Source organism: Flavobacterium sp. (genome assembly GCF_028689845.1).
Lineage (GTDB): Bacteria > Bacteroidota > Bacteroidia > Flavobacteriales > Flavobacteriaceae > Flavobacterium.
In genome coordinates, this window is the sequence record NZ_JAQVCH010000014.1 from 1 (window position 1) to 12007 (window position 12007).

General features: G+C 34.2%; 15 protein-coding genes and 1 pseudogene. All 16 read left to right on the forward strand.

From position 1 onward, the window contains the following. Window positions 1-1163: 1163 nt before the first annotated feature. Complete coding sequence (locus PHR76_RS06985) at window positions 1164-1946, forward strand: hypothetical protein (protein WP_300060129.1); 783 nt, start codon at window positions 1164-1166, stop codon at window positions 1944-1946. A 27-nt stretch (window positions 1947-1973) separates the two neighbouring features. Beyond that, window positions 1974-3791, forward strand: a complete 1818-nt coding sequence (locus tag PHR76_RS06990) for a hypothetical protein (RefSeq protein ID WP_300060132.1) — start codon at window positions 1974-1976, stop codon at window positions 3789-3791. Window positions 3792-3819: 28 nt separating this feature from the next. Beyond that, on the forward strand, window positions 3820-4638 hold the full coding sequence (locus PHR76_RS06995) for a hypothetical protein (RefSeq protein ID WP_300060136.1): 819 nt from the start codon (window positions 3820-3822) through the stop codon (window positions 4636-4638). 228 nt (window positions 4639-4866) lie between these two features. Next, the gene (locus tag PHR76_RS07000) at window positions 4867-6408 is read left to right on the forward strand and encodes a recombinase family protein (protein WP_300060139.1); all 1542 of its coding nucleotides are present in this window, start codon (window positions 4867-4869) and stop codon (window positions 6406-6408) included. A 160-nt stretch (window positions 6409-6568) separates the two neighbouring features. Beyond that, complete coding sequence (locus tag PHR76_RS07005; RefSeq protein ID WP_300060142.1) at window positions 6569-6910, forward strand: hypothetical protein; 342 nt, start codon at window positions 6569-6571, stop codon at window positions 6908-6910. 258 nt (window positions 6911-7168) lie between these two features. Then, window positions 7169-7945 (forward strand): LytTR family DNA-binding domain-containing protein, encoded by a 777-nt coding sequence (locus PHR76_RS07010; RefSeq protein WP_300060145.1) that lies wholly within the window; start codon window positions 7169-7171, stop codon window positions 7943-7945. 134 nt (window positions 7946-8079) lie between these two features. Then, the gene (locus PHR76_RS07015; RefSeq protein WP_300060148.1) at window positions 8080-8475 is read left to right on the forward strand and encodes a hypothetical protein; all 396 of its coding nucleotides are present in this window, start codon (window positions 8080-8082) and stop codon (window positions 8473-8475) included. Beyond that, a complete protein-coding gene (locus PHR76_RS07020) occupies window positions 8475-9332 on the forward strand; it encodes a bile acid:sodium symporter (protein WP_300060151.1) in 858 nt (285 codons plus the stop codon). The genes PHR76_RS07015 and PHR76_RS07020 overlap by 1 nt, the downstream gene beginning before the upstream one ends. A 252-nt stretch (window positions 9333-9584) precedes the next feature. Further along, the gene (locus PHR76_RS13140; RefSeq protein ID WP_366143579.1) at window positions 9585-9692 is read left to right on the forward strand and encodes a delta-60 repeat domain-containing protein; all 108 of its coding nucleotides are present in this window, start codon (window positions 9585-9587) and stop codon (window positions 9690-9692) included. Between the two features lie 45 nt (window positions 9693-9737). After that, window positions 9738-9845 carry a delta-60 repeat domain-containing protein gene (locus PHR76_RS13145; RefSeq protein ID WP_366143580.1) on the forward strand — a complete coding sequence of 36 codons (108 nt, stop codon included), beginning with the start codon at window positions 9738-9740 and terminating at the stop codon, window positions 9843-9845. Window positions 9846-9890: 45 nt separating this feature from the next. Next, a complete protein-coding gene (locus tag PHR76_RS13150; protein ID WP_366143581.1) occupies window positions 9891-9998 on the forward strand; it encodes a delta-60 repeat domain-containing protein in 108 nt (35 codons plus the stop codon). Between the two features lie 93 nt (window positions 9999-10091). Further along, window positions 10092-10172, forward strand: a pseudogene (locus tag PHR76_RS13155) (delta-60 repeat domain-containing protein); the annotation flags it as partial. Between the two features lie 27 nt (window positions 10173-10199). Next, complete coding sequence (locus tag PHR76_RS13160) at window positions 10200-10325, forward strand: delta-60 repeat domain-containing protein (protein WP_366143575.1); 126 nt, start codon at window positions 10200-10202, stop codon at window positions 10323-10325. 66 nt (window positions 10326-10391) lie between these two features. Further along, entirely contained in the window at window positions 10392-10538 is a 147-nt protein-coding gene (locus PHR76_RS07025) for a delta-60 repeat domain-containing protein (protein ID WP_300060291.1), read from the forward strand. Window positions 10539-10763: 225 nt separating this feature from the next. Next, window positions 10764-11573 (forward strand): hypothetical protein, encoded by an 810-nt coding sequence (locus tag PHR76_RS07030; protein ID WP_300060154.1) that lies wholly within the window; start codon window positions 10764-10766, stop codon window positions 11571-11573. A gap of 123 nt (window positions 11574-11696) precedes the next feature. Then, entirely contained in the window at window positions 11697-11918 is a 222-nt protein-coding gene (locus PHR76_RS07035) for a hypothetical protein (protein ID WP_300060157.1), read from the forward strand. The last annotated feature ends 89 nt before the right edge of the window (window positions 11919-12007 follow it).

The following is a 12007-nucleotide window of genomic DNA, read 5'->3' on the forward strand; positions in this document are numbered from 1 at the left end:
TCCATCATTTTATATAGCGAGATAGATATACCAAGCATTCCTGTAGCACATATTTCATCAATACTCAAATTAGATAGATTTTTTCTTTCCTCTTGCAAGAAAACTCCAAAAATAACATTCAAGGGGTTTTTATTTTTTTTACTCATGTCGGAAGATTTAGTATAACAAAGATATAAAAAAATAAATACGCATAATATTTTTAAACCAGTTAACTTATATTTAACATAATTAATATAAACTAAATTCATTTAAAGTAAAATAATTATTTTAAACTTTTTGTATTAAAATATTTGTCCAATTAAAATATTGTTATATATTTGTCCTGTAAAAGTTCTTATCCATTTTTAAATAGCTCAAAAACGGACTGTCGCAAAAGCGAACAGTCCGGTTGAAAAAGTTACCTCACTCACTTTTTCATTTAACTGAGATACCTCCTCTGACAAAAGATACCCAGTCGGTTTATTGAATATATTCTGATAATGAAATCAAGTCTACTTTATTTTTTGTCAGTGAATTAATAACCATTAACTCACTGTACTTATGAAAACTTCTACCAATTTGCTAATTCAATCTTTACTTCAAGCAAAAAACGCTGACTTTAAACGTTTGACCCCTTCAAACTTAATTTCTAATTTCAAGAGCTATCGGCATTCTTCTTTTTGCTTATCATTTTATTTCTCAAATCGTGATTCCAACAGTAATTTGATATGCTCAGACAAGTTAAATTTCCATTTAGAGAGGGTTAAAACTAGTATTATCAATTTATTTGGTGGCCTCAGTATTCAGACAATAGATGGGTATTTTAAAAATACGCAAGGATACGTCATGAAAGAACAAATTCAGATTTACACTTTTCACAACTTTAATACAAACTTAAGTCTTAAAAATATAACTCATGTTCTAGAGCAGTTTTTAGATTATGGTACTGACACGCAACAAGAGTGTTTAATGCTCACTGTCAATAATTCTACAGCTCTGATTAACCTATAGATTTACAATTTAAACTATACTAAACTTCAATAGCCAAACTCTTCTCTTTGCTAGCTTTTCATAAGCCAACAACACAACTACAGGATAGCAAAATTGGCTATTTGGGCTTCTTCCATATACTTTTCCTAAAAAGGGGAAGAAGCCTTTTCTCTTTAAAACATAAAATCTTCGATATGGAAACTTATAATTCTTCGGATAACCCACGCACTTTTTCTTTGTGGTATTTTCTCTCGGGAAGAGAGCGTACCGACTCCCTTCGCTTTACTCAAAAAGATAATAGGGCTGTGATCACAACGGGTGCAATTTCCTTACTGGCCAGTATCACCAATGCTATTTTACTGGGACTCGCCACGGATAAATACATCGAATACCAATCTGTTTCTATCCTATTGGGTTGCATCATTTTTTTCTTTCTTATTTTTTTTAATCGAACTTCTTTTATTTACAGTGAGGCAAAATCCAAATCAAAGGCGATTGCAATCGGGTTTTATGTTTTGGTCTATTTATTACTTACCTATCAAGAAACTCGACTCTTTTTATATTACTACTTAGACAAAGAAATTCATGCCTTGGGTAGTAGTAGCACCTCTTTAGAGCTATCCGAATCATTAGTCAGGGTTTTACAATCCTTAAACACCAACCAGAGCAGAACAGTTCAAAGCCTTCGGTTTTTAATTGGAAGTATATTTTTTCTCTGGGCAATTCTCCCTATGCTAAACCATCTTTTTTATAACAGAAATCAGGACGCTAAACTTGATGCCCAAACCCAGCAATTACTTCAACACTTGCAAATGCGATTATTAGAAAAAAAGATGGAATTTTCTAATCTCAATTCACTGACCTTGGACCCTAACAATCCCTTTGTAGAAGAATCTTCACAGGAAGATTTGGAGCATAAACGGGAACAAGTCCTCTCTGAGATTGCTCATTTGCAGCGTTCAATCGACCTACTATAATATTCAACCCTTTAAACGATAGAAATCATGAATACAAAACCTTTTCAATGGATGGCGGTTCCGTTTTTTAATAAAGAAAAAATTACGCAGGAACAAACTGAATTACAAAAGAGAATCGACCTTGAAACAAGAGACCTAAAACGTATTTTTTATTCACGGTGGACGGTTTTTAAATCCTCGTTCAAAAAAGCGAAGCTCTTTTCGTTTTATGAATCTACACTAGTCCAAGCAAACAATCAGCTTCATAGTATCAAAAATCTTTTTGAACACAATGTGGTCTTAGCGGAGCAGTATCGTACAAAATTATGGGACTTTGTTCTACCCAGTAGTCAATGTGAGATTATAAAAATCAATCAGCAGAGAGCCATTCAAAACCAGTGGGTTAAAAATAAAGCACAAGCCATAGAAAACCATGCTATTGTCATGGAAGGAACGAAGGCAGAAACAGATATCAATAATGCCCACATCCTAGCCTTAGAATCAGCCTCACGACTTAAAAAAGCGGAGCATCACAATAAGGTTGTCGATAACTTAGCCATAGAAATTGAATTGCACAGTAAATACAAAGCAGAACTTATTGAAAAAGCCAATCACCAAGCTGAGGCCATTTTAAGGGACAATAAACGATTTATCTATGAGTCTGTCTTACCCAATTATCCAGAACCTTTAAATGAGCAAACCCAAACACATGACTATGAAAACAAGTACCAGCCAGCTCCAGTGAAAGAGTTAGAAAAACCTACTCATACTCCATTTTTTTTATCAAAAGACAAAACCAGCATTACTCATCAAGTTGAATTTGCGATAGGTCATGGACCGGAATATTACACAAGCGAGCAACAACTTTTAAAGGCACAACAAGCCTATGGGATGTACTTTGCCAAAAGTAATTTTCCCGCTCTCGCCTTTGAAGAGCAGGTAGAACTCTCCACAACTGCTCAAAAAGCATTAGATGTTCCCCAAGTGAGCGAAACCTTTTTGGGGTCAATCACCAAATCTAAAGTTACCTTAACTTTTATTATTGTTTTCTTGGCTATGATTCCCGAATATTTGATTTATTCCGCAATCATTAGTGCCATTTTTGAATTTAGTGGAATAAAAGCTCTACTCGCAGGAACAGTAGTACTACTATTTGGAAAAGGGAATGCCATGATTTTGTATGGCACTGTACTTGATTTTTTTAAAAAGCAATCCAAGGTTTTTGAATTTAGAAAGGTAAAAATCAACCGCTTTTTTTTATTCCTATTTGGCATATCATTAGTGTATTGCTTTGCTATTGGGCTTTTGTTTAAATCCTACAAAGACGAGCAGAAAGCCACCAAAGAGTATGTAATGTTGCAACAGACTACAACACAAATGCAACAGGAGGCACAGTTGGATGAGCAAGGTGGCTCGGCAGAATTGAACCAAGAACTGCAAAAAGCCAAAGAAGAGGCACAGCAAGCAAAAATGAAAATGACTTCCCAAAGTGATAGCCCTAGTTTGCTTAAAGTATTTACTATCGGTTTATCGGGAGCTATCGTACTTCTTTTCTCCTCGTGTGTTTTTGCCATGTCGCTTATTTTCTCAAGCTCCTATCACCTTAGAAGTAAACTAGAAAAGGCAACCAAAATTATCATTCAAAGTGAGTCCCAGTTCACTGCTCAAAAACAAGCGATAATTGTTTTTAGACACAAAGCCTTTCATATATGTGGTCTTGTAGGGGAGTTAGAATTTTTAAGACGATTGACACAAGGAAGTCCAAAAGATGCCCTGTATAAACCCAGTGAGAACACTATAACAACTCAAGAAGAAATCAATACACCCTTACCCCTTGAAGAACAAAAAAGTAATCCAATAACATAAGACGTTTAATTTTTAATATACCTATTTTATGAAAACAATTTTAAGAAAGGGAATTTCCCAGAATGTTCAACTAATTTGTGGCTTTATTTGTTTACTGCTAGTATCTTCCTGCGATTTATTTGAATCGGATGCCAAAAAAAAACATCCGCAATTAAAAAAATGTTTGGTCATTATTAAAGATGAGTCAGCATCGATAAGCCAAACTGAAACTGATAATCAAAAGCAAAGGTTATGGCTTAAAAAATACTTACATCAGCATTACGAACCCCAAGAGGACATCCTTGTACTTTTTATAAACGCTAGTTCATCCAGTGCAGTGAATCATAAAGAACTGCTTTGGAAAAAAAGCAAAGAGCAGCAAGCGGATGAGTATTTATCTGAAACCGATCAAATGCTTAAACAAAGCCAAAAGGAGATGGATAATAACTTGCAATTCAAAAGGAATCAAAAACAACTCTTAGAGCTTCTTTTTGATAACAAAACCAAAGTTCCAAGTCATCAAACACAAATCATAGAACTCATGCCTCAGCTTGAGCGGATAACCAAAGGATATGATAAAGTGGAATTATTACTAATTACAGATGCTTTTCAAGAAAGTCCAATACGAGATTTTAGTAAAAACATGCCGGCTTCCAAAGCACAAGCAGAGCAGTTTGCTCGAGAAGATTTTCTAAAGATAAGTAAGCAATTTTCTGTCAACCCAAATCTTCTTATGAACTTTGAATTGATTCAAGTGCTGGTTCCCCCAAAAACCAATCCTCAGACACTAGTTAATATACCTTACTATTTTGATGAATTCTTTGCCAAATTCGGTTATTCTCAATCGGTAAATTGGGCTTCGTTGTGAAGCCCTTTTTTTAAGCCAAAATCAGCCAAAATCTGACTTTTTTACCCTTGTTTACTTTGATATAGAACACGTAAGCATTATTTTAGCTATGAAATCATCCCAATCCCATAAGACCCAAAAAACCAAGGACAACCTGACAAATTGTCCCGATTCTGTGTGGGAGGGTGTTGTGAACAAATTACACCAATTGGCTAGAATTGAATATGAATACTATAAATACACAAGGCTATGCAAAAACAAGTTTTAACGTATGTGCGTGTTAGTACAGATGATCAGGCGGACCGTGGATTTTCTTTGAGCCATCAAAAAGCCGTATTAGAGTTGTATTGTCAACAAAAAGGCGATACGATTCTAAAATGTTTTGTTGAAGACCATTCGGCAAAAAACTTTGATAGACCCGAGTGGAAAAAGTTGTTACTTTATGTAAAAGCCAACAAAAAAAGTATCGACTCCATTTTATTTACTCGGTGGGATCGGTTCTCACGTAATACAGAAGAAGCGTATCGGGTTATCAGAGAGTTCAAAGCATTGGGTATAGATGTGAATGCTATTGAGCAACCACTCGATACCAGTCAGCCCGATAGTAAAGTAATGCTCGGAATTTATTTAATTCTACCTGAGGTTGAGAATGATAAGATATCAATCCGCACCAAAGAGGGCATGAGAAGAGCAATGAAAGAAGGTTGCTATACGGGAGCAGCTCCTATTGGTTATTTACATCACCGAAATGAGCAAGGGAAGTCCACACTCAAACCCAATCCTGAGGTAGCACCACTAATCAAAAAAGCATTTGAGCAGTATGCTATAGGGGTTTATTCTACAGAAGAAATTCGAAAGAAATATTACAACAAAGGACTCAAAGTCTCTAAAAATACCTTGCTAAACATTTTAAAAAACCCGACATATACCGGAAAGATTGTTATTCAAGAGTGGAAAAAAGAAGACGCTTGCGTGGTTCAAGGATTGCATGAGGCAATTGTTGATAATAGAACATTTGAGAAAGTGCAAAAAGTTTTTTTAGCAAAGCAAGTCAAACCGGTTCTAGAGCATAAAGAAATAGATGAGATTTTACCTTTGAGAGGTTTTTTAAAATGTCCAGCCTGTAGTAGAACTTTAACAGGAAGCGGGTCAATGGGTGGCGGTGTAACAAGGCATTATTACTACCATTGTAATCCCCCTTGTAAAGTGCGTTATAAGGCTGAGGAAGTTCATCGTGTTTTAGAAAAACTTTTAAGGGAATTTGTCATAAACCAGGATAGTAAAGAAGTTTATAAAAAAATACTCCAAACAACATTCAAAACCCAAGCAGGGGATAGAGAATCTGAGCTAAAGTCTTTAAAGAGAGAAATCAATAAACTCAGTGTAAGGCTAGACTCGATAGAAGAGAAGTTTTTTGACAATGAAATTGATATAAAAGTGTATAACACAATGAAGCGAAAAACAGAATCCCAAATAGCCCATTTAAAGGCTCAAGTTGAAACGATAAATGCTTTAGAAAAGGATTTTGAAAACCATCTCAAAAGAGGGATTTCATTTTTACAGACCATTGACTCAGTCTTTACGAATGCTCCTGCATCGATAAAGAAAAAAATTCTAGGTGCATTGTTTCCCGATAAATTAATCTTTGAGAAAACGTATTTTAAAACATCAGAGTTAGATGAGTTTATAGGTTATATTCTTTTGAATACAAAGAAGCTAAAATACGTAAAAGTGGATGGTAAGGATTTTGATTTTAAAAAGGAAAGGCAAATGAGTAATATAGCGAAATAAATCATGGGTTTGATTAAATTACTGCTCGACACTTTTGATACTTTTTTGAATTAAAAATAAATTTTATATTTGCTCGTAGGAGATTTGGTATTGATATAACATTGATTTAACCAATATCAAAATAATCAATTTTAGAATTACTCTTTTCACTTTTTTAAGAATGACTGACAACCAACGTTTATTTTACGCCTATGAGTATTTAAAGCGAAAAGGTCGGATAAAGACCTATTCTGATTTGGCTGATGTCCTTGGTATAAATAAATCAGAGCTTACCAATTTAAAGAGCGGAAAAATGGATGTAGGCATAAACCATATCAGATCTTTGGTTAGCGTTTATCCCGAATTATCACTTAACTGGCTCATCTTATCAAAGGGAGGAGTTGAGATAGAACAAAACATATCTTCAGAATTTGATATAAGTCTAGAACTTCTAAAAATGCAAAAGCAGAAAATTCAAGAATTGGAAAAATCAATTTTAGAATTAAAACAATCAATAAAATAGCTAATTAGAAGTTGAGTACTATTGTTTTCTGAGACTTAGAATCAATTTCACACTGATAGAAAAGAGAGGTCTGTGTAAAAATGAATTAGTTATTTTCGACAAACTTGTCTGTGTTTCCACTATCTAAACTCGTTAATTTCTGTCTTTTATACCTTTATTTAACTGGTTCATAAACTTTTTTTTAATTAACTTATCTTTCACTTTGTGCTTCTTTTTTATGTGATTATTTTCGATGATGTTTGCTTAAAAAGGGATATCATGAATTATAGTTACATTATCATAGAAGACCAAGAAGAGCCCTTAGTTGCATTGCAAAAGGAGTTAAAGAATTACCCTGAATTTATAGGCAAAGGAATTGCTGCTTCAGTGCAAGAAGGCATAAGGTTAACCCTTACTCAAAAACCTAATATCATTTTTTTAGATGTTGAACTCGGGGGTGAAATCGGCTTTGAAATCATCAAAGAAACAGCTTGTTTTTTTAGTGAGCCTCCTTTTGTAATTGTTCTATCGGAGAATGAAAAATATGCCAAAAAAGCCATTAATTATGATGTTCTTTTTTATTTAGACAAGCCCATTAATGCTTTAAAACTCGCTATAGCCCTAAATAAATTTAAAAAGCGTTTTTCAGAACTTAAAAGCCACATCAGTATTAAAGACAGAAACGCTCATTGGTTAATAAAATACATCGACATATTGTTTGTGCAAAGTGATGGTTCGTATTGTGTAATTAACCGACTGAATAATTCAAAAATTACTGTTTCAAAACCCCTTAAAGAGATTGAATCCTTACTTCCAAAAGTTTTTCTCAGAGTGCATAAGTCCTATATAATCAATACGAGTTATATTGAAAAAATCAACACCACTAACCGATTAATTACATTACATTTTAGAACCGGACTCTTCGAGATTACCGAAAAAAGTAAAATCAGATTAGATGAAACCTTTACAATTAAGGATTCCATTATTGAAATTCCGGTGGGAGAAATTTATTTAGAAAAGGTAAAGCATGCACTTTTAACTTCAAAAACATTTTGAGTTATTTCCGGTTTGTGGCATGTTTTTGCCTGTTTAAACACACCCATTACCTGTTGAGTAAATAACTCGTTTTCGCCTGTCAAATCGAGGTTTTTTGTTTTAAAATTGTACTATAATTTTAAAATAATAACCAGATGAATTTACAAAAATTAAAAACAATTTCAATTGTCCTAACTTTAGTTTTAGGCAGTATTTTTACCCTATCAAGTTTTACTTTGGGCGAAGAAAAAATGGTAAACGATTGTCAGGAGTATGACCACATTACAATTGATGACGTGATGAACTTATCACCAGAGGGCTATGAACAATGGGTTCAAAAATCAGGACTGTTTGACGGCACGTATTATGAGGCAATTATAGAATTCTCAGACGGAACCAGAGGTAAATTGTTTAAAGGAGGAAACTCAGGACGTTACTTTGTTGAAGACTCAAGCGGAACAAATTATTACTACAATAGTTTGCGTTCATCCATTAGGGCATTATACCTTTATAAGAAATACGGTTGCCTTAGTACGAAATACCGCTTGTAATGCAATTGATCGATGTACTTGTTTCGTTGGTTCTGTTTCTAATAATGCTGGGAATAGGTATCTCGTTATCATTGGAGGATATAAAACTTGTTTTCCAAAAACCAAAGGCTCTTATTGTGAGTTTGTCATCACAGATGATTTTACTCCCAATACTAGCCTTTCTAATTGCCAATGTTTTTGACATCCCCAATTACCTCAAAATTGGTTTAGTGATTTTAGCCGCAAGCCCCGGAGGAACAACCTCAGGGTTTATTACCTATCTTTTTAAAGCCAATGTTGCTCTCTCAATAACATTAACAACGTTCAATTCAGTCCTAACCTTGTTTTCAATTCCTCTTATTGTGAATTATGCCATTAGGAGTTTTGAACAATCTGAGGCAATCTTCACACTGCCTTTTTTTGATACGTTAAAGGAAATAGTTGTCCTTACCATTATCCCACTATCCATTGGTATTGTTTTTAAAAGGATAAACAATACGTTGGCTTTACAATTAGCCAAAGTAATGAAACCACTTATGATTGTTTTGTTAGGTGTTGTTTTTTTATTAAAATTTTTTGGAACCGATGGTAAATCAGGAATAACCCAACAAGAAATAACTGAGATTTTACCATTTGCTATCCTATTAAATTTTTTATGTCTTTTAGTTGGCTACAGCGTTGCCAACTTCTTTTCATTAGATATCAATGATTGCATCACCATTTCCATAGAATCAGCAGTTCACAATACTACGTTAGCTTTTTTAATCTCTGGAACACTTTTACACAATGATGATTATGGAAAGGTTTCTCTAGTGTATGCCATGTTCTCATTTTGGACAGCACTACTTTTTTGTGCAATAATCAAAAAAATCAATTGAATTTGTAACTCGTTTGATTAAAATCATTAAAGAATTGATTTTGTGAAGCAATTTCATATTACTAGTTAAGTTGTTCTTTATATTTATTCTATTCAAATGAAAAAACTATTTATTGCTTTGGTGTTTTTTTTATGCGGTGTTTCAACCATTTTTGCTTCAAATTACAGCGATTGAAGCTTAGATACAAGTTTTACTCCCTGAGGATGAGCCAACAGTTTTATTTACTCAATAGATGAAACAAGTGATGAAAAAATAATCATAGCAGGAGCATTTACAAGTTATAATGGCGTATCTAGAAATCGTATCGCTCGTTTAAATGTTAATGGAACATTGGATACCACATTTAATCCGCTTTTATGACCTAACAATACTGTTTTTTCAGTAACAAATTTACCAGACAATAAGATAATTATAGCCGGAAGTTTTACAAGTTATAACGGTGTTAGTAGTAATCGTATTGCTCGCTTGAATCAAGATGGTACGCTTGATACTACTTTTGATATCGGTATATGAGCTAATAATACTATTAATACTTTAGAGGTTTTACCAGATGGTAAAATAATTATAGCTGGAAGTTTTACAAGTTACAATGGCGTACCCAGAAATCGTATCGCTCGTTTAAATCAAGATGGTACACTTGATACTACTTTTGATATCGGTTTGTGAGCTAATAATCCGATGAATCCACTAAATACTGCTATCTTTTCAATAGCTGTTATGTCAGACGGGAAAATTTTAATCGCATGAAGTTTTACAAGTTACAATGGAGAAGCAAAAAACCGTATTGCTCGTTTAAATCCTGACGGCTCAATGGATACCACTTTTAATACGGGTATATGACCTAATAATGATATTACCTCTATTGCTTTGACTTCAGAAGGGAAGATAATTATAGCAGGATATTTTTTGAATTATGATGGACAATCAAGAAATCGTATAGCTCGTTTAAATCAAGATGGCTCACTTGATTTGACATTTAATGTAGGTGCTTGAGTGGATAATATTATTTTTCCGATAGTTGTTTGACCCGATGATAAGGTAATTATTTGATGACGTTTTATTAACTATAACGGTGTGACAAAAAATCGTATCGCTCGTTTAAATCAAGATGGTACACTCGATACTACTTTTATATCAGGAGTAGGAACTAATAATGAAATTAGATCTATTGCATTATTTTCAAACGGAACAATTATTTTAGGTTGAAATTTTACCTCCTATAATGGAGTGAGTCGCACACGTGTGGCACGTCTTTGATATAGCACATCAATTTCAATAACGGCACCAACCAAATTATCCAATACATCCATAACAGATACAGCTATTACCGTAACAGGGACATCAAGTATTTATGCCACAGGAGTAAGTATTGACTTATCTTCGACAGCGAGTGCCAGCAATCTAAATTGTACCCAAACCAGTGGGACTCAAGTGGATTGTACCATTAGTATAGATAGTAGTGGAACGCTAGTAATTAGAGCAATAAATGCCAACGGAGCAAGCATTACCCAAAGCGAATCAAACTATGTAATAGATACAATTCCACCAAGTGTTCCTAATTTAATGGTAGATATTCAAACGCCTTATTCGATTAATTCGCCACTGGTAGAATTTAATTCTACCGATAATATCGCTATTGATTATTGTTTATTAAACTATTTTGAGGATGACAACGTGGTGGGCACTACAAGTGGAGCACTCACGAGTATAAATCCTGCTGTAAGTCCACTTATTGTTGCTCTTGACCCAGACCAGATTCTCCATACCATTACCGTGAGATGTTTTGATACCGCTGGTAATTTTGCCCAAAACAGTATTACCTTTCCACCCATTGTTGCTTTTAATGCTCCAACCCAAATAAGTAATACTCCCATAACTGATGCTACTGTAACCATTACGAGCCCCAATGGGAATGATATTGACTCGATTGTTTTGACCTCCAATAGTAGTGGAGCATTTCTAGGAGCATGTAATCCAATCACAGGTGTCTTTGGGCAATACCTTTCACCTGTTACATGTAGCCTTGAAGGAATTACCCAAAGCATGACCATTCAAATCGATGCCAGAGATGTTCTCACTAATGCAGTTGGGCAGAATTCGATGTCTTTTATAATTGATACGGTAAGTCCAAGCATTTCTATTACAGCCCCTACACTTGTAAGTCATACCGGAATTTCAAATACAACTATTCGTGTAACGGATGATGTATTGATTTATGCCACGGGAGTACAATTATCGTGAGCATCTACGGCTCTAATTTCAAATTTTGTTTGTATACAAACAAATTCTACTACGGTGGATTGTACTTTACAAATAGATGATGATGGAATAATAATCATTGAATGACAAGATGCAGCTTGAAATATGATTACACAATCGCAAAGTGGCTATATTGTAGACACAGTTTATCCAGTAATTACACTACTTAATGATGTAAATCCGGTATTAAATTCCGGAGATACGATTACCGTGAATGTAAGTGATGATATTCAAATTGATGAGTTAAGTTTGTTGTATGGATTCAGCCCAGATGCTCTGTGTGATGTGTCAGATGATTATTTATATCCTTATCAATCAGGTATTTGAATTTACATTGATGAAGACGCAAATAATGGGCAATATCTTTGTTTCCAAGCCAAAGACCACGTGGGAAATACTACCTATCTTGGTACAAG